The sequence below is a fragment of the Shumkonia mesophila genome (assembly GCF_026163695.1).
Lineage (GTDB): Bacteria > Pseudomonadota > Alphaproteobacteria > Rhodospirillales > Shumkoniaceae > Shumkonia > Shumkonia mesophila.
The window spans coordinates 59,977-77,401 of the sequence record NZ_JAOTID010000007.1 but is presented as its reverse complement, the minus strand read 5'-3'; the positions used below and the strand labels follow the sequence as shown (position 1 = coordinate 77,401).

Annotated in this window: 16 protein-coding genes and 2 tRNA genes; 7 read left to right on the top strand and 11 right to left on the bottom strand. The window is 67.5% G+C overall.

The annotated features are described in order from the left end of the window. Positions 1-14: 14 nt before the first annotated feature. On the top strand, positions 15-515 hold the full coding sequence (locus ODR01_RS13215) for a deoxycytidylate deaminase (RefSeq protein ID WP_316978141.1): 501 nt from the start codon (positions 15-17) through the stop codon (positions 513-515). Between the two features lie 229 nt (positions 516-744). On the opposite strand, the gene ODR01_RS13210 is transcribed toward ODR01_RS13215, so the two are convergent. Further along, positions 745-996 (bottom strand): DUF6460 domain-containing protein, encoded by a 252-nt coding sequence (locus ODR01_RS13210; RefSeq protein ID WP_316978140.1) that lies wholly within the window; start codon positions 994-996, stop codon positions 745-747. A gap of 203 nt (positions 997-1,199) precedes the next feature. Between ODR01_RS13210 and ODR01_RS13205 the strand changes: the two genes are divergently transcribed. Together ODR01_RS13205 and ODR01_RS13200 are read left to right on the top strand one after the other, a co-directional pair. Then, positions 1,200-2,480 carry a S8 family serine peptidase gene (locus ODR01_RS13205; RefSeq protein ID WP_316978139.1) on the top strand — a complete coding sequence of 427 codons (1,281 nt, stop codon included), beginning with the start codon at positions 1,200-1,202 and terminating at the stop codon, positions 2,478-2,480. A 21-nt stretch (positions 2,481-2,501) separates the two neighbouring features. Further along, positions 2,502-3,785 (top strand): DUF2336 domain-containing protein, encoded by a 1,284-nt coding sequence (locus ODR01_RS13200; RefSeq protein WP_316978138.1) that lies wholly within the window; start codon positions 2,502-2,504, stop codon positions 3,783-3,785. Positions 3,786-3,789: 4 nt separating this feature from the next. Here the strand turns inward: ODR01_RS13200 and ODR01_RS13195 are convergent, their stop codons facing one another. The 5 genes from ODR01_RS13195 to ODR01_RS13175 all read right to left on the bottom strand — a co-directional run bounded on the left by ODR01_RS13195 (position 3,790) and on the right by ODR01_RS13175 (position 8,751). After that, positions 3,790-5,238: a TrkH family potassium uptake protein gene (locus ODR01_RS13195; RefSeq protein WP_316978137.1), complete on the bottom strand. Its 1,449-nt coding sequence runs from the start codon at positions 5,236-5,238 to the stop codon at positions 3,790-3,792. Positions 5,239-5,351: 113 nt separating this feature from the next. Next, positions 5,352-6,011 carry a GTP cyclohydrolase I FolE gene (folE, locus tag ODR01_RS13190; RefSeq protein WP_316978136.1) on the bottom strand — a complete coding sequence of 220 codons (660 nt, stop codon included), beginning with the start codon at positions 6,009-6,011 and terminating at the stop codon, positions 5,352-5,354. Positions 6,012-6,129: 118 nt separating this feature from the next. Then, complete coding sequence (gene apaG, locus ODR01_RS13185; RefSeq protein ID WP_316978135.1) at positions 6,130-6,522, bottom strand: Co2+/Mg2+ efflux protein ApaG; 393 nt, start codon at positions 6,520-6,522, stop codon at positions 6,130-6,132. Between the two features lie 185 nt (positions 6,523-6,707). Beyond that, a complete protein-coding gene (locus ODR01_RS13180) occupies positions 6,708-7,601 on the bottom strand; it encodes an OmpA family protein (protein ID WP_316978134.1) in 894 nt (297 codons plus the stop codon). A gap of 193 nt (positions 7,602-7,794) precedes the next feature. Beyond that, complete coding sequence (locus ODR01_RS13175) at positions 7,795-8,751, bottom strand: radical SAM protein (protein ID WP_316978133.1); 957 nt, start codon at positions 8,749-8,751, stop codon at positions 7,795-7,797. Between the two features lie 176 nt (positions 8,752-8,927). On the opposite strand from ODR01_RS13175, the gene ODR01_RS13170 reads away from it, so the two are divergent. Continuing rightward, positions 8,928-9,001 (top strand) — tRNA-Gly (locus ODR01_RS13170). Positions 9,002-9,008: 7 nt separating this feature from the next. Here the strand turns inward: ODR01_RS13170 and ODR01_RS13165 are convergent. Continuing rightward, positions 9,009-10,361, bottom strand: a complete 1,353-nt coding sequence (locus tag ODR01_RS13165) for an MFS transporter (protein WP_316978132.1) — start codon at positions 10,359-10,361, stop codon at positions 9,009-9,011. 114 nt (positions 10,362-10,475) lie between these two features. Between ODR01_RS13165 and ODR01_RS13160 the strand changes: the two genes are divergently transcribed. From ODR01_RS13160 to ODR01_RS13150, 3 genes are all read left to right on the top strand, one after another. Then, positions 10,476-11,747, top strand: a complete 1,272-nt coding sequence (locus tag ODR01_RS13160; protein WP_316978131.1) for a glycerate kinase type-2 family protein — start codon at positions 10,476-10,478, stop codon at positions 11,745-11,747. 42 nt (positions 11,748-11,789) lie between these two features. Next, the gene (locus ODR01_RS13155; RefSeq protein ID WP_316978130.1) at positions 11,790-12,230 is read left to right on the top strand and encodes a bacteriohemerythrin; all 441 of its coding nucleotides are present in this window, start codon (positions 11,790-11,792) and stop codon (positions 12,228-12,230) included. Positions 12,231-12,438: 208 nt separating this feature from the next. Continuing rightward, on the top strand, positions 12,439-12,723 hold the full coding sequence (locus ODR01_RS13150; protein ID WP_316978129.1) for a YjhX family toxin: 285 nt from the start codon (positions 12,439-12,441) through the stop codon (positions 12,721-12,723). An 83-nt stretch (positions 12,724-12,806) separates the two neighbouring features. Here ODR01_RS13150 and ODR01_RS13145 read toward each other — a convergent pair. From ODR01_RS13145 to ODR01_RS13130, 4 genes are all read right to left on the bottom strand, one after another. After that, positions 12,807-12,880: transfer RNA gene (locus ODR01_RS13145), tRNA-Gln, on the bottom strand. Between the two features lie 59 nt (positions 12,881-12,939). Next, positions 12,940-13,854, bottom strand: a complete 915-nt coding sequence (locus ODR01_RS13140; protein ID WP_316978128.1) for a 4-(cytidine 5'-diphospho)-2-C-methyl-D-erythritol kinase — start codon at positions 13,852-13,854, stop codon at positions 12,940-12,942. A gap of 8 nt (positions 13,855-13,862) precedes the next feature. Beyond that, entirely contained in the window at positions 13,863-15,611 is a 1,749-nt protein-coding gene (locus ODR01_RS13135) for a tetratricopeptide repeat protein (protein WP_316978127.1), read from the bottom strand. A gap of 109 nt (positions 15,612-15,720) precedes the next feature. Beyond that, positions 15,721-17,340, bottom strand: coding sequence for an electron transfer flavoprotein-ubiquinone oxidoreductase (locus ODR01_RS13130; protein WP_316978126.1), 1,620 nt, complete (start codon positions 17,338-17,340; stop codon positions 15,721-15,723). Between the last annotated feature and the right edge of the window lie 85 nt (positions 17,341-17,425).

The window sequence follows — 17,425 nt, the reverse complement described above, 5'->3', positions numbered from 1 at the left end:
GACGCCCGACGCCGATGACCAGACCTTCGTGGGACGAATACTTCATCGAATTGACCGACACGGTAGCCAAGCGCGCCACCTGCGACCGCGGACGCAGCGGCAGCGTCATCGTGCGCGAGAACCGCATCCTGACCACCGGCTACGTCGGATCGCCGCCCGGGCTGCCGCATTGCGACGAGGTCGGCCACCTGATGAAGCAGGTGATGGACGAGGACGGCGCGGTGCGCAGCCACTGCGTGCGCACCATCCACGCCGAACAGAACGCCATCTGCCAGGCGGCCCGCCACGGCATCTCGCTCAACGGGGCGACGCTCTATTGCACGATGGAGCCCTGCCGGGTGTGCGCCATGCTGATCATTTCCGTCGGCATCCGCCGCGTCGTCGCCAAGCGGCGCTACCACGCCGCCCAGGAAACCCGCGAGATGTTCGCCAAGGCGGGCATCCAGCTCGACGTGCTGGAAGACGTGCTGGAGACCTACGAAAACCAGGCCCCGACGCCGCAGGGAGCGGCCTAGGTCATGGACTCATTAATGCGTCATTCCGGACACGACTTTCCTCCAAATCTTTGATTTGGTTAGGAAAGTCAGTGATCCGGAATCCAGAGGCGAGTGACGGAGCGCTTGCCCTGGATTCCGGATCGCAAGGCTCGCCACCGGTGCCCGAGTTGACGCTTCCGCGTCCCCTTCGAGCACCGGGCTCGCCTAACGTCCGGAATGACGACTTAAACCTTTATAGGTACACAGCCTAGCCGCGGCGGTTGCGCAGCAGGCGGAGCAGGAAGAAGACCAGCCAGATCGGCAGCACCACGACGGCGCCGAGCGTGATGTAGGGCACCGCCCAGCGGATCATGTCGACCACGACCTGGAAGGCGGAACGGATGGCCCGCGGAAAATTGTGCAGCAACTGGACGGGGTCGACGTCGAAAAAGGCCAGGATGAGGCCGACGCCCAGGCAGACCAGGGCCAGCTTGATCACCGTCGAGACAATGCCGGGCACGCCACCCCTCCGTTCCCATGGAACCGCTTCCGTCCGTCGCCTTCTTCATAAACACCCGGGAGGTTCCGCTCAAGCCCGGCGGCGCCGCCCGGCCCCCGGCGCGAGTTGGTCTGGCGCCATACCCGTGATACATTGGCGCGACCCAAGGCCTCGCGGAAACGGATGAACCGGCACAAAAAGGCAGGGACCACGATGGGGGGCACATGTACCGGAAAGTGATCGTCGGCCTGGTGGTCACGCTTGCCCTTGTCCTCGCCACGTGGTTCGTCGTCGCCGTCCTGCAGGCCAACCGCGACGCCGGCGGGGAGGGCTCGACCCAGGTTGGCCCGCGCGGCCAAATCGGGCGCGACGCGCCTCGGGCCGGCGCGCCGGACGGATCGTCGCCGCGTCCGGATCAGCGCCTCCTCGACAGCCTGCCGCCCGATCAGATCGTCGAGCCCAACCAGCTCATCGTCGCCGACCCGCCGCGCGGCTTCGCCGCCATCGTCGGGCAGATGGGCTTTTCGGTGGTCGAGGTGGTCCGCCTCGAGCAGCTGGGCATGGAGATCTTCCGCCTGGACATCCCCAGCGGCTCGACGGTGCCGGCCGCCCGCCAGCAACTGGCGGCCCGTTTTCCCGGCCTTCTCGTCGACAGCCACCAGCTCTACCAGTCGCAGGCGATGAGCGAATACCAGTCGCAGCTGGCCCGTCCCATCGCCGGCTGGCCGCCGAGTTCGGACAGCTGCGGCGTCGGCATCCGCATGGGGCAGATCGACACCTCGGTCGACACCACCCATCCCGCGCTTCAGGGACAGCGCGTCGAGTTCCGCTCGTTCCACAATGCCGGCCGCCGGCCCGGCCCCGCCGACCACGGCACGGCGATCGCCTCGATGCTGGTCGGCACGGCGGCCTGGGGCGGCCTGCTGCCGGGCGCCGAATTGATGGCCGCCAACATGTTCGAGGTGAACGAAACCGGACAGGTGGTCGGCAGCGGACTGGGCCTTCTCAAGGCCGTCGACTGGATGGTCGAGAAGCAGGTCCAGGTGGTGAACCTCAGCGTCGCCGGCGGCGACAACCAGATCGTGCGCCGCGCCTTCGACACGGCGCGCGACAAGGGGCTGATCATGGTGGCGGCCGCCGGCAACTGGGGCAGCGATGCCCGGCCGGCCTATCCGGCGGCCTATGCCGACGTCATGGCGGTAACCGCGCTGGACCAGCAACGCAACGCCTACGTCAAGGCCAACCGCGGTTCCTACATCGACTTTGCGGCGCCGGGCGTGCAGATCTATACGGCGGTGCCGCGCGGCGGCCGGGTGATGAGCGGAACCTCGTTCGCCACCCCCTACATCGCCGTCCTCCTGGCCGTCCAGATCGAAGCGGGCGCGCCCAAGTCGGCCGGCCAGTTGAGCGACACCCTGCGCCGGCAGGCGACCGATCTGGGCGCCCCCGGGCGCGACGACGTTTTCGGCTGGGGACTGGTGAACCTGTGGCCCCGCTGCCCATGACCTCCGCCGGAAGGATGTGACATGGTTCTGCACTGGGTCTTCGGCAACGCCGGAAAGCGCAAGGGCGGCCGCCCGTCCGGCGCGGCGCCCAAGCCCGCCTACGAGGAAGCCAAACGGATCGCCGCGTCGGACGACGTCAAGGCCCGCGCCGCGTTGGCCGCCCACGAGGACCTCGAACCGGAAATCCTCTATTTCTTCGCCTCCGACGAGGCCACCGAGGTCAGGCGCGCCGTCGCCGTCAACCAGGGGACGCCGCTTCAGGCCGACAGAATCCTGGCCACCGACCGCGATGGCGAGGTGCGCTACCAGCTGGCCCGCAAGATCAGCCGGCTGGTGCCGACCTTGAGCCGCGACGAAGCCGACCGCCTGACCCGCATGGCGATGGAAGTCCTGGAGATCCTGGCCCGCGACGATCTGCCGCGGGTGCGCGCCACCATCGCCGACGAGATCAAACGGGCCGACAACGTCCCCGGCCGCATCGTCCGCCAACTGGCCCGCGATGTGGAGGAGATGGTTTCGGCGCCGATCCTCGAGTACTCGCCCCTGCTGTCGGACCAGGACCTGCTGGAGATCGTCGCCGGCGGCTGCGGCGGCGGCGCGCTGGTCGCCCTGTCGCGACGCCCGGGACTGGGCGAGCGGGTTTCCGACGCGGTGGTCAATTCGCGCAACGTGCAGGCGGTCGCCGCCCTGCTCGGCAACCGCACCGCCGCTATCTCGGGCAAGACGCTCGACATGATCGCGGTGGACGCCGAAGACCGGGTCGAATGGCACGCGCCGATGGTCGACCGCGAGAATCTGCCGTCCCGCATCATCCGCCGGATCGCCACCTTCGTCAGCGCCGCCCTGATGGACAAACTGATCGAGATGAACCAGGACCAGGCGACCCTGGTCGGCGAGTTGCGCCAGACCGTGCGCAAGCGCATCGAGCGCGGCGACTTCGCCGGCGACGATCCGGACTGGGAGCCGGCCGAGGAACGGGCGCAGCGTCTGTTCGACGGCGGCAACCTCGACGAAGCCGTCATCGTGCGCGCCATCGATAAGGGCGACAACGCCTTCGTCCGCTATGCCCTGACCCACCTGTCGGGCCTGCCCTTCAAGACCGTCACCAGCATGCTCAACACGGGCAGCGGCAAGGCGATCACCGCCCTGGTCTGGAAGGCCGGGTTAAGCATGCCGACCGCCCATCTGGTGCAGACGCGGGTGGCCCGGGTTCCCCAGAAAAGCCAGCTCAGGCCGGGCCCGGGAGACGCCTTCCCGATGAGCGAGGCCGACCTCGGCTGGTACATCGAATGCGTCGGCGGATGAGGGGCTAGCCGCGCCAGAACGTGCGGCTGAACAGCACGATCACCGTGAACAGTTCCAGTCGCCCCAGCAGCATGCCGGCCGACAGCATCCACTTGGCGGCATCGGGCAGCGTCGAGAAATTGCCGGCGGGACCGATGATGTCGCCCAGTCCCGGACCGACGTTGCAGATGGCCGTGGCGGCCCCGGAAATGGCGGTCAGGTAATCCAGCCCCAGCATGCCCAGCCCGATCGCCAGAATCCCGAAACAAAGGATGAAGACAAAAAAGAAGCTGAGCACCGATTCGATGACGTCGGACGGGATCGGCCGGTGGTTGTAATAGGGAATGAACACGCCGTGCGGCTGGAACAGGTGGCGGATCTGGGTGCGCGCCGCCGCGTAGAGCACCTGAAAACGGAAGATCTTCATCCCGCAGGTGGTCGAGCCGGCACAGCCGCCGATGAACATGACGAAAAAGAACAGCGGCACCGCAAACGATCCCCACCGGTAGAAGTCGGACGTCGCGTAGCCGGTGCCGGTCATCACCGATATCAGGTTGAACGACGCATAGCGCAGAGCCTGGAGGGGCTCGACGCCGTTACGCAACCACAGGAAGGCGCTACAGGCCAAAATCAGCACGACGACCACCGCACCATACGTGCGGACCTGGGTGTCGGCGAAAAGAGCCCCCTTTCCGCCCTGGATCGTCCTGAGGATGAGCACGAATGGCAGGCCGCCGATAAACATGCCGCAGGTGGCGATCAGGTCTATCCGCCAGTCGTCGAATTGCCCGACCGAATTGTCATGGCTTGAGAAGCCGCCGGTGGCCAGCGTCGTCATCGCGTGGATGACGCCATCGAAGAAGCTCATGCCCGCCGCCCAGTAGAGGCCCGTCCAGACGACCGAAAGCCCCAGGTAGATGAGGATGATGGCGGTAACGATCTGGGTGACGCGCGGCATCGCCTTTTCGGATTTTTCGGATGATTCCGTGCGGAACAGCTGCATGCCGCCGACCCTCAGCATGGGCATCACGCCGATGGCCATGACGACGATGCCGATGCCGCCCAGCCATTGCAGCATGCTCCGCCACAGCAGGACGCCCGGCGGCGCGGTATCCAAGCCGACGATCACCGTCGAACCGGTGGTCGTCACCCCGGACATCGCCTCGAAGAAGGCGTCGGTGTAGCTGAGATTCAACTCGGAAAAGGTCAGGGGCAGCGCGGCGAAAACGGTAAGCACCACCCAACTGGCCGTCGTCAGCACGAAAGCCTGGCGAACGGTCAGCCGGATGTCGGGGGCATGATTGGTCAGCGCCAAGCCGACGCCGATGAAGAGCGTCAGTCCGGCCGAGGTGGCGAACACCTGCCAGCCGGGATTGTCGAAATACAGATCGACGGCCGCCGGAATGCACATCCCGATCGACATCGTCGACAGCAGAAGGCCGACCACATACAGGACCGGCCGGAAACTCAGCATGGGGCGCCCCCCTCCCCGATCACTTCAAACGTGGGCACCACGTAACCGTGTCCCCCGCCGGCGGTCAAGAGGTTCGACCCCGTCGCATCGAACGGCGGGACAGGGAAGGGAGATCAGCCGAACCCGGCTTCGCCGCCGGACGGCGAACCGACCATGGCCAGGAATTCGCGGCGCGTCGACGGGTTGTCGCGGAACGCGCCCAGCATGCGGCTGGTCACCATGACGACGCCCGACTTGTGAACGCCCCGCGTCGTCATGCATTGATGGGCGGCGGCGATGACGACGGCCACGCCCTTCGGCTGCAAGACCTCGTCGATGGTGTTGGCGATCTGCGCCGTCATCTTCTCCTGGATCTGCAGGCGCTTGGCATAGGCCTCGACCAGTCGGGCCAGCTTGCTGATCCCGATGACCCGGCGGTCGGGCAGATAGGCGACGTGGGCCCTGCCGATGATCGGCGCCATGTGGTGCTCGCAGTGCGACTCGAAACGGATGTCCTTGAGCAGCACCATTTCGTCGTAGCCGCCGGTTTCCTCGAAGGTCCGTTTGAGGATGTCGACCGGATCGGCGTCATAACCGCTGAACCATTCCTCGAAGGCGCTGACCACCCGCCGGGGCGTATCCAGCAGGCCTTCGCGGTCGGGATCGTCGCCGGCCCACCGCAGGAGGGTGCGAATCGCCGCTTCCGCCTCGGTGCGGGTCGGCCGCTGCCGGCCGGCAATCTTCGCATCCTTGACGAGGCTGAGCGGGTTCGGCAATTCAACGGACTTCTTCATGGTCTTGCTCTCCGGGCGTCGCCAGGCTCGGCGCCCCGCAAACAGGGAAAACTGCGTCCCCCGGCAACGCGCTTGCCGGAACAACGCCGCCCACGGTCGCCGCCGGCCGGCGCCGGGGTCAGTTGATCACGACGTTCTGGTAGGGACTGTCCAACGAGAAGGCCGGAATTTCAACCCGGAAAGGCTCTCCCGCCTCCGTTTCCATGCCGTAAGAGCCGACCATGAACCCCGATGGCGTCGGCAACGGCGCCCCCGACGTGTATTCGAAGCTGGCGCCGGGATCGAGCACCGGCTGCTCGCCAACGACGCCATCGCCCTCGACCTCGTGGATCTCGCCCTTGGCATCGGTGATCCGCCAATGGCGGGTCAGAAGCTGCACCGTTTCCTTGCCCCGGTTCTCGATGCGGATGCGGTAGGCCCACGCGAAATGCCCCTTCTCGGGCTGCGAGTGCTCTTCCAGGAAAGTCGGCTCGACGGTGATCGTGATGTCGCGGGTGATGCGTTCGTACATGTCTGACTCCGGAATCCTCCGGCCATGGGCCGGCGATAGTGTCCTATATGTGGGCGCTCGGCCGGCCGTTTCCAGCCGGCAGCCGGCGACGGGGCCGGGAGCGAAAAAAGAAGAGCGAAGGCGGGTTTGCGATACCGCCTTCGCTCGAGGTCAGGGAGGAGGTCGGAGGAGAAATCGCGGCACACTCAGCGGGTGGAAGCGAGCTCGACGGTTACCTCGACCCGCCGGTTGCGCATATCGGGCACGCCGTCCCCGGTCGGCACCGCCGGCCGGTTTTCGCCAAAGGCGCCGACCCTGATCCGCTCGGCCGGGACGCCCTTCGCGATCAGGGATTGGGTCAGTGCCTCGGCGCGACGCAGCGACAGCCGCTGGTTATAGGGATCGGCCCCGGCGCGATCGGCGTGGCCGCCGACCGTCACCCACACGTCCCCGCCGGTCTTGGCCATCCGGGCCACGGCCTCGACCGTCGCCTCGGCGCCGCCGTTCAGCTCCGCGCTGTCGAATTCGAAGGGGACGACGAAGTTGCGCGTCGGATCTTCGCCCGAGGTCGCCATGGCGGGCTCGAGGCCGCTCGAAGCGTCGGCGGCGGCCAGCCGCTGGTCGAGGTTCTTCATCGCCCCGTAAAACTTGTCGCGACAAAGGGCGATGTGATTGGTCTGCCAGTTCTCTTCCTGTTGCTCGACCCAGCAGTCGAAGCTGACCTGGGCCACCGCCGCGTCGTTGGGCCAGCGCTGGCCGGCCCCCTTGTCCAAGGCCTGGGTCAGCCGCGAGCGGGCGGTGGAAAGCTCGCCGACGTGTTCGGCCGGCAGTCGCCAATCTTCCAGCTTTTCCGGCGGCGGCACGGTGCCCTTCGCCGCCAGCAGCGTCTTTTCGCCAAAGTGGGCGGCATCCGGCCAGTCCATCATCTCGTCGGTTTCGAACAGCGCGAAGCTTTTGTACTCGCGACTGAGCGCCGGGGCGAACCCGTCGCCGGAGACGGCGCTGGTTCTCAGCGTGTCATAGTCGAAGGTGGCATCGCACCCGACCAGAAGGCCGAGGGCGGCAGTGATCAGAAACGGTCCGTGAAGCGGCTTGCGCATGATAGGTCATCCTTTCGCCCATTCCCCCGGCGTCAAAACCAGCGGATGTGCGGGAACGCCGGAACCGCTACAACCGAGACCTGCACGATAGGTTCCGACTGTGGCCGTACCGTGCCGCTTTGCGGCGGGAAAAGGGCGTTTTGGAGGTGCTTTCGAGGCGGCCCCGGGAAGCCCGGGTGCCCAAACCGGCGGTCTAGGAGGGGCTGCAGGAGGCGCCGCCCAGCACGCAGAACCGCGCGCAGTGCGGATGATTGAGCTTCACCACCTTGCCGGCGCTGGTCAGGTCCGGCCCCAGCTCGAAGGCCGGATCGTAGGGAAGCAGCGTGCAGGGGACGACGGCGGGACGGGCCGCCCCCTTGCGCTTGACGACCATGCGCGAGGTCGCGCACATCATCATTTCGGGGGCGACGCCCAGGATGTCCCAGCAGCGCACCGTGATCTCGGGGACGTCGAGCCCGTCGTCCATCTCGGGGAACAGCACCAGCTGGGCGGCGTCCCGGGCATCGACGGCGATGCCCTCGCCGGTGAACACCCCGGCGTATCCCCGTCTGGAGTCGGCCTCGTTTTCGTGCCAACAGGTGCGGCCGGCGACGGCCACCTTGAAGTCGTGTTCGGCCAGCCACTTCAGGCCTTCCAGCATGGGCGCCCAGGTGCCGGCGCCGCGGATCGCCTCGTGCCGTTCGGGCGTGAAGTGATCCATCGAGACGCGCAGCGTCAGCGCGTGCCCGAAACGCCGGTGGAGGGCCAGCAGGGCCGGCCGCTTGTGGTGCAGGGGCTTCATGGCGTTGGTCAGGACCAGGGTGCGAAAGCCCCGGGCCATGCAGTCCCCCAGGATCTCGGGAAGGTCGGGATTCATGAAGGGCTCGCCGCCGGTGAAGGCGATTTCCTTGACCGGCAGGGCGTTCCCGGCGATTTCGTCAAGGAAGCCCGCGACCTCGGCCCGGGCGATATAGGCCAGACGGTCGTTACGCGGGTTGGAATCCATATAGCAGTTGGCGCAGGCGATGTTGCACAGGCTGCCGGTATTGAACCACAGCGTTTCCAGCCGGGTCAGCGCCACCACTGCGCGTTCCTCGCCATCGGCGGTGACGTCGGGGTCGCGGAACTTGCGGGGATCGAGAACCGGCTGGTGCGCCAGACTGCCTTCCATGATCGAACCCGCTCCTTCCACGAATGCACAAATGCCGTCGGCTGTTATGTGAGCTTGGTCTTTCGGCGCGCCAATAAACTTTCCGTGTGCGGCCCCATCCGTCCCGGGCCGGCCGTTCCGTCCCAAGGGCTTGCACCTCCCGGCCGATTTCCGTATACGTTGGCGGTACCGCGCGTGCGGGTGTAGTTCAATGGTAGAACATCAGCTTCCCAAGCTGAATACGGGGGTTCGATTCCCCTCACCCGCTCCAATTCCCCTCAGATCGGCTTGTCCGCCGCCTCCGCCGGCGCATCCGCACCCGTATCCGGCGCCGTGGCGCTTGGCGCCGGTTCGGCCAGCGGCACCACGCCGGCGGTCGGCGGCGCCGTCCGGGCGACGACATGGAACGGCGCGCGATCCTCGAGGGGCGGCGCCGCGCGCTGGCCGATGCGCCACAACGTGAAGGCGGCCACCAGCAGCCCCGCCAAAGCGAAAAACGCGAACAGGCCGGCCGGCCCCATCGCCATCATCATCAAGGCCGCCGCCGCCGGCCCGACGATCGCCCCGGTGCCGTAGGCGAGGATAAGGCCGGCGCTGGCCGAGACGACATGGACGGGATCGACCGAGTCGTTGGTATGCGCCGCCCCCAGCGGATAGATGGTGAAGATCGCCGCCCCCAGCACCGGGGCCAGGACCAGCAGCATGATCGGCACGTGGGCGGCCAGGCCGGGGATCAGCAGGGCGGCGGCCGCCACCATGCCGATCACGAAGGTGACCAGCAGCACGCCCAACAACACGTAGCGGCGGTCCGTGCGGTCCGACAGGCGCCCGAGCGGCCATTGGAACAGCAGGCCGCCGATAATGGCGGCCGCCATCAGGCGCGACGTGCCGCCGATGCCGAGGCCGGCCTGCTCGGCGAAATAGGGCATCAGGCCATAGAACGCCCCCAGGATGAGGCCCGAGGAGAACGTGCCGGCGAAGCCGACCGGCGAGACCTTCCACAGGTCGCGCAAGCCTAAGCGGGACGGCGGCCGAAGCGCGGGAGCCACCGTCCGGGTACCGGCCACCGGCACCAGGGCCAGCGACAGCAGGGCGGCCGAGATGGCGAACAGGCCATATCCGCTGGCGTCGGGAATGAGGAGCATCAGTTGGCCGCCGACCTGCGCGATGTAGATGACGATCATGTAGAGCGAAAAGACGCGGCCCCGGTTTTCGTTGACGGCGCGCTCGTTGAGCCAGCTTTCCGAACACACCGCCAGGCCGGCGATGCAGAATCCATGGACGAACCGCACCGCTCCCCAGGGTTCCGGCGCCACGAAGAAAGGAAGCATCAGGGTGGTTGCCGAGAAGATCGAGGCCAGCGCCGCAAAGGCGCGGATGTGGCCGACCCCGGTCAGCAGGCGGAAAGCCCAGAACACCCCCAGCCAATACCCCACGTAATAGCCCGACGTGATGGCCCCGGCGACGATCACCGGGAATTCGGCGACCGCCATGCGCAGCGCCAGCGCGGTGCCCAGCAGGCCGCTGCCGAGATTGAGGATGGCGCTTCCCAGAAGCAGCGCCGCGATGGCGATGAGGGTCTTGCGCATGACCTTAAGGAACGGCGGCCGGCAGGCGTTTGTCAATGCCATCCCGGCCGCCGCCGACGGCGCCCGGACCGGCGGCGGCGTTGCGCGGCCCGATTGCGCAAAGTATTCTCCGCACGGCATTGAACCAAACCAAACACTCGTTCCCTGGGGGGCCCGATGAATTCGCGCGATCTGCTCGTCCAATCCTTCCACGCCGCCCTGGCCGCCTGCGACTCGGCCAAGGTCGTTCCCCCGCACCTGCCCAAGCCGCCGAAGGGGCGCACGCTGGTGGTCGGCGCCGGCAAGGCCGGCGGCTCGATGGCCCGCGCGGTGGAGGACAACTGGCCGGCCGAGGCACCGCTGTCGGGTCTCGTCATCACCCGCTACCAGCACAAGGTCGACACCCGGCGCATCACCGTCATCGAGGCCGGCCATCCGGTGCCCGACGAGGCCGGCGGCAAGGCCGCCCGCCAGATCCTGGACGAGGTCAAGACGCTGGGCCCCGACGACCTGCTGCTGTGCCTGATGAGCGGCGGCGGCTCGGCCCTGATGACGCTGCCGGCCCCGGGATTGACCGCCGACGACATGAAGACGGTGAACAAGTCGCTGCTGCGCTCGGGCGCCGCCATCCAGGAAATGAACGTCGTGCGCAAACACCTGTCGGCCAGCCAGGGCGGCCGGCTGGCCGCCGCCTGCAAGGCCCCGGTGGTGGCGCTGATCATTTCCGACGTGACCGGCGACGACCCCACCCACATCGGGTCGGGCCCCTGCGCGCCCGACCCCTCGACCTATGAGGATGCCCTTTCGATCATCGCCCGCTACGAGGTGGAGGCCCCGAAGGCGGTCATGGACCACCTTAAGGCCGGCCAGGCCGGCAAGATCGGCGAAACCCCGAAGCCGGGCGATCCCCTGTTCGCCCGCGTCGAGAACAAGGTCATCGCCACCAGCCAGAACGTGCTGCGCGCCGCCGAGGCCTTCTTCCAAAGCCAGGGCATCATCACCGCCATCCTGGGCGACAGCATCACCGGCGAATCGCGCGAGGTCGCCAAGGTGATGGGCGGCATCGCCCGTCAGGTGCAGGCGCACGGCCACCCGTGGCCCTGTCCGGTGGCCATTCTGTCGGGCGGCGAAACCACCGTCACCGTGCGCGGCAAGGGCCGCGGCGGGCGCAATGTCGAGTTCCTGCTGTCGCTGGCCATCGACCTCGACGGGGCGACGGGCATCCACGCGCTGGCCGCCGACACCGACGGCATCGACGGCTCGGAAGACAACGCCGGTGCCGTCCTCGGCCCGGACTCCCTGGCACGCGGCCGCGAGGCCGGCATGAAGGCGCTGGCCTATCTGGAAAACAACGACGCCTACACCTTCTTCCAGGGGCTCGACGATCTGCTGGTCACCGGGCCGACGCTGACCAACGTCAACGATTACCGCGCCATTCTGATCGAATAGGAGTAGAATTACCCCCTCTCCCACGCAACGGAGGAGGGCGGCATGGCGCGCTTCGAATGGAAGGCGGATCTGGCCACCGGCGACGCGGTGGTGGACAGCCAGCACCAGCAACTGATCGAATTCGCCAACCGCTTCCTCGACGCCGCCCGGCGCGGCCACGAGAAGACCGTCCTCAAGTCCTCGTTCGAAATGCTGGAACGCTATACGCACGAGCACTTCCGCGACGAGGAGCGGCTTTTCCGCAAGATCGGCTCGCGCCGGCTCGACGACCAGCGGACCCAGCATGCCCAGATGCGGGCCGAACTGAAAGCCATCCGCTCGCTGTGGATGTCGAACTTCGGCTTCGTCAACGAGGTGCCGCGCGCGCTCGAGGCGTGGCTGGAAACGCGGCTGCTGCCCCATATCTTCGAGCACGACCGGCAGGCTTTCGAGGATCGATCTTCGCCGCCGCGTCGTGAGGGAGGCTCCGCCAAGCGTGCGTGAACCGCCGTATCCACGGGGAAAGCGATCTTGACGCGATCGGCCGGCGCGTCTTAACTTCGCGCCGTGTGGCAGGCCTTCGCCTGCCGATGTTTTTTTGTGAGCGTGCATGTCGGAGACTGTGCGGACCCGCTGAGGTCTCGCAATCGCGGGACAATCAAAGGCACTGACCCGGAATCGCCGATGAGGCGCACCTTCCGGGAAGTGTTCGTTGTGGGTCTACGCACAGGTTTCCGACATGAATCTCTCGAGAGACGAGCAGCGCGTTTTGCACGTGCTGGCTCAGGGCGGCTATATCCGCCACAAACGCGACCACAGGTCACGGATTTCCCACGTCGACTGCTTCACACGCGATGGATACGTGTTGGGCGACTGCACGCTGGCGGTCTTCGCAAAACTTCGACGCAAGCGCCTGGTCGAATCGCGCAATGGCGATCCTTATCGCATCTCGCGAAAGGGACGTGCCTTTGTGCGTCCGCAGCCGAACAACAGGTGAGGCGAGGGGGGATCTTCGAATGACGAACACATCGACGATACCGCTGCCATTCGCCCGGGACGGGCCTGATTCCACGGGGAGTGTGGCTGGGGCGCCAGGATTCGAACCTGGGATCGCGGGACCAAAACCCGCTGCCTTACCGCTTGGCTACGCCCCAAGGCAATCGGCGGGCGAAATCTACGCGGAAAACCGGCCCCCCGCAAGGCACGAGAAGGATCAGGCGGGCAACGCCGCCTGGGCGGCGGCGGTCAGCATGGGGGCCGGCTGGACCCACCATTGCCGATGATCCGCGGCGATGGCGGCCGCGGCGGCGGCGGCCTGCCCGGCCTCGGCGAACAGGCCGAAACAGGTCGCCCCGCTGCCCGACATGCGCGACAGCGCGCAGCCCGGCCGGGCGGCCAACGCGGCCAGCACGTCGGCGATCGCCGGGGCCAGGGTCAGGGCCGGCGCGGTCAGGTCGTTGCGGCACAGGGCCAGCGCCGCGAACAGGGCCGGGGCATCCTGGGGCGGCGCCGAAAAGCGGTTGGGCGCCGAGAAGGCGCCGGTGCGCGCCTTGAAGATCTGCGGCGTCGAAACGGCGACGCCGGGATTGACCAGCACCATCCACGCCGGCGGCAGCGGCGGCGGCGGCGCGATGTCCTCGCCGATGCCGCCGACGAAGGCCGGCCGGCCAGCCAGGCAGACCGGCACGTCGGCCCCCAGGGCGAGGGCCAGATCGGCCATCGCCCCCGGCTCGGGCGCGACCCGCCACAAAGCGCAAAGGGCCTTCAGCGCGGCGGCGGCATCGGCCGAGCCGCCGCCGATGCCGGCGGCGACCGGCAGGCGCTTGGTCAGGCGGATGCGCGCCCCGGCCTTCACGCCCGTCCGTTCGGCAAGCGCGCGCGCCGCGCGCAACACCAGGTTTTCCGGCCCGGCCGGGACCAGGGGGCCGAACGGCCCGTCGACGGCGAGCGTCAGATCGCGCGCCGGGGCGACCGCCACGTCGTCGCCGACGCCTGCGAACACGATGAGGCTGTCGAGAAGGTGGTATCCGTCGGCCCGCCGGCCGACGACATGCAGGTAAAGGTTCACCTTGGCCGGCGCCAGGCGAACGATTTCAGTTGCCGCCGCCGCGGCCGTCGCCGTTCCCATCGCCGCCGTCACCCGTCGCGGCCCGGCGCCTTGTCCTCGACGACGCCGGTCTTGAGTTTTTTCTCGATGGCCGCGATCAGGTCGGCCTCGGGCTCGAAGCCCAGCGACCGGCGCCACTGGAAGCGGGCTTCCTGGCGCCGCCCCGCCTTCCAGTAGGCGTCGCCCAGATGGTCGTTGATCACCGGGTCCTCGGGGCGCAGTTCCACCGCCCGCTCGAGCTCGCGCACGGCGCCCGGGATGTCGCCCAGCCGGTAAAGGGCCCAGCCCAGGCTGTCGACGATGTAGCCGTCGTTGGGACGCAACTGGACGGCCTTCCTGATCATCTCCATGGCGCGATCGAGGTGAAGGCCCATGTCGACCCAGGAATAGCCGAGATAATTGAGCACGTAGGGTTGTTCGGGCTCGTACTCCAGCGCCTTCAGAAAGTCCTTCTCGGCCCGGGGCCATTGCTTGGACCGTTCGAGCGCCATGCCGCGCGAATAGAGAAGCGACCAGTGCTGCTTGTTCATGGGACCGACGCGGGTCACCGCCTGGTCATAGATCTCCACCGCCTCGACGAAACGCTGGTGGCCGCGCAGGACGTTGCCCAGCGTGATCAGGGGCTCCGGGTCCTTGGGGTTCTCGCGGGCCATCTTGCGCAGCAGGGCGACCGCCTGTTCGGTCCTGTCCATGGCGTTGAGGTTGAGCGCCATGCGAATGTTGGCGGCCCTGGCGAACGGCGAGTCGGCCTTGATCGACGCGTACACCTGATTGGCGCTTTCCTGGCGTTCGCTGGTCTCCAGGATGTCGCCGACCAGGAACTGCGCAACCGCGAAATCGGGCTTCAGGGCAAGGGCGAGGCGGCCCAGGACGAGGGCCATTTCCTGCGCGTTCTGCTGACGAAAGGCGCCGGCCAGGTCGAACAGCGCCTGGGCCGCGCCGTCCGCCGCCGAGGCGATGTCGGGCGCCGGAGGCCGGCCCGCCTCGAGCCGCGCCATGGCCGGCTGCAGGAGATAGGATTCCGGGTGCTCGGCGAGAAAGCCCTGGTAGACCCGGCGCGCCTCCATGGGTTCGCCGGTGCGCTCCAGAAAGGCGCCGTACAGATCGACGGCCCGGAAGGCGAGGCCGCCGTCGCCCGCCAGCGCCCGCTCGAACGCCTCCCCGGCCTCCTTCCGGCGGCCGGTCAGGTCCTGGATCAGCGCCTCGTGCAGATCGGACAGGGCATTCGTCCCCTCGCCGCGCTTCAACTCCGCCAGCGCGCTCCTCGCCCCATCGACGTCGCCAAGCCCGACCAGGGCCCACGCCCTCAGCATGGCGCCGACATAGCGGTTGATGCCGTTCTCGGGCAGCACGGCCAGCCGCTCTCCGGCCTCGGCGAAGCGCCCGGCGGCGATGTCGTCGACGGCCAAGGTATACTCGACGACCGAATTGTCCGCTCCCCGGCTCTCCAGCTTGCGGGCCTCGATCACCGCGTCGGCGAACGCCCCTTCCGAAATCATGACGACGGCGGCGCGCAGCATCAGATCGGTGTTCTCGGGGTCCTCCTCGAGGGCGAGGCGGAAATACTCGATGGCCTTCGCCCCGTCCCTCTGCGCCTGGGCGTGGCGTCCCGCCAGATAGTTGCCGACGAAGGAGGCGCCGACCGGGACCGGCGCCCCCTCGACCAGCACGTCCTGGGCCGGCACCTCGCCGGCGGCGGCAACCGTTTCCGGGGCCTTCGCCGTTTCGGCCGACATGCAGGCGGCGGGCAGCAGCGAGGCGAAAACGCCGACCGCCACGAACCGCCCGCACCGGCGGAATCCAACGGAAATCGGTAAACAGACGGACGACACCATCACGGGCCTTTCAAATCGGGCAAACTCCCCACCCGGTGAATATAGGGAGAGATTACATGTTCGGATAGTTCGGACCGCCGGCGCCCTCCGGCACCACCCAGTTGATGTTCTGGGTGGGGTCCTTGATGTCGCAGGTCTTGCAGTGGACGCAGTTCGAAAAGTTGATCTGCAGCCGCTTCTGGCCGTCCTGCTCGACGAACTCGTAAACCTGGGCCGGGCAGTAGCGCTGCTCGGGCCCGTCGTATTCGGTAAGGTTGACGGCGACCGGAATCGAGGCGTCCTTGAGCGTCAGATGGCAGGGCTGGTTCTCCTCGTGGCTGACGTTGGCCAGGAAAACCGAGGACAGGCGATCGAAGGTGAGCTTGCCGTCGGGCTTGGGATAGTCGATCTTCTTGCACTCCCTCGCCGGCTTCAGCGCCTTGTGATCCTCGTGGTGATGGAGCGTCCACGGCGCCCGGCCGAAGAAGACGAAGGTGTCGAGCGCCGAATAGGCCAGCCCGCCCCACATCCCCCAGTGGAACGACGGCCGGATGTTGCGCACCTTGCGCAGTTCGGGCCACAGCCACGTCTTCTTGAGGTTGTCGGGATAGGCGCTCAGCTCGCCGCCGCCGGCCAGCGCCTCGAAGGCGGTTTCCGCCGCCACCATCGCCGACTTCATCGACGTGTGGGTGCCCTTGATCTTGGCGACGTTCATGAAACCGGCGGCATCGCCGATCAGGGCGCCGCCCGGGAACACCAGCTTGGGCACCGACTGGAAGCCGCCCTCGTTGATGGCCCGCGCCCCATAGGCGATGCGCCGCCCCCCCTCGAAGGTGGAGCGGATCGCCGGATGCGTCTTGAAACGCTGCATCTCGTCGAACGGGCTGAGATAGGGGTTCTGGTAGTCCAGCCCGACGATGTAGCCGACGGCCACCTGGTTGTTGTCCAGATGATAGAGGAACGAGCCGGCGTAGGTATGGCTGTCGGCCGGCCAGCCCACCGTATGGGTCACCGAGCCGGGCTTGTGCTTCTCGGGCGCCACCTCCCACAATTCCTTGACGCCGATGCCGTAGACCTGGGGATCGGAGTCCTTGGCCAGGCCGAAACGGTCGATGATGAATTTGGAGAGCGACCCCCGGCAGCCCTCGGCCAGGAGCGTGTAGCGGGCGCGCAGTTCCATGCCCGCCTGGTAGCGCTCGGTCGGCTGGCCGTCGGTCCCGACGCCCATGTCGCCGGTGGCGACGCCGGCGACGCGTCCGTCCCCGTCGAACAGCACCTCGGAGGCGGCGAATCCGGGATAGATCTCGGCGCCCAGTTCCTCGGCCTGCTGGCCCAGCCAGCGGCACAGGTTGCCCAGGCTGATGACATAGTTGCCGTGGTTGTTCATCTGCGGGGGCGTCGGCATGCGCAGGGACATCTTGCGGGTCAGGAAAAGGAACCGGTCGCCCGCCACCGGGGTCGTCAGGGGCGATCCCTTCTCCGCCCAGTCGGGGATGAGCTCGTTGAGTGCAGTCGGTTCAAGCACCGCGCCGGACAGGATGTGGGCGCCGACTTCGGAGCCTTTCTCGATGACGCAGACGGAAAGCTCGCGCCCGTGCTCGACGGCAAGCTGGCGCAGGCGGATGGCAGCGCTCAGGCCCGCCGGCCCGGCGCCGACGATCACCACATCGAATTCCATCGACTCGCGGCTCATGTATGGTCCTCCCTGACCGTGCTTTGAAGTTTAGCGTTTCCTAACATAAGGCCGACTTTATCTTAGCGGCACGCCCCCGGGGAGG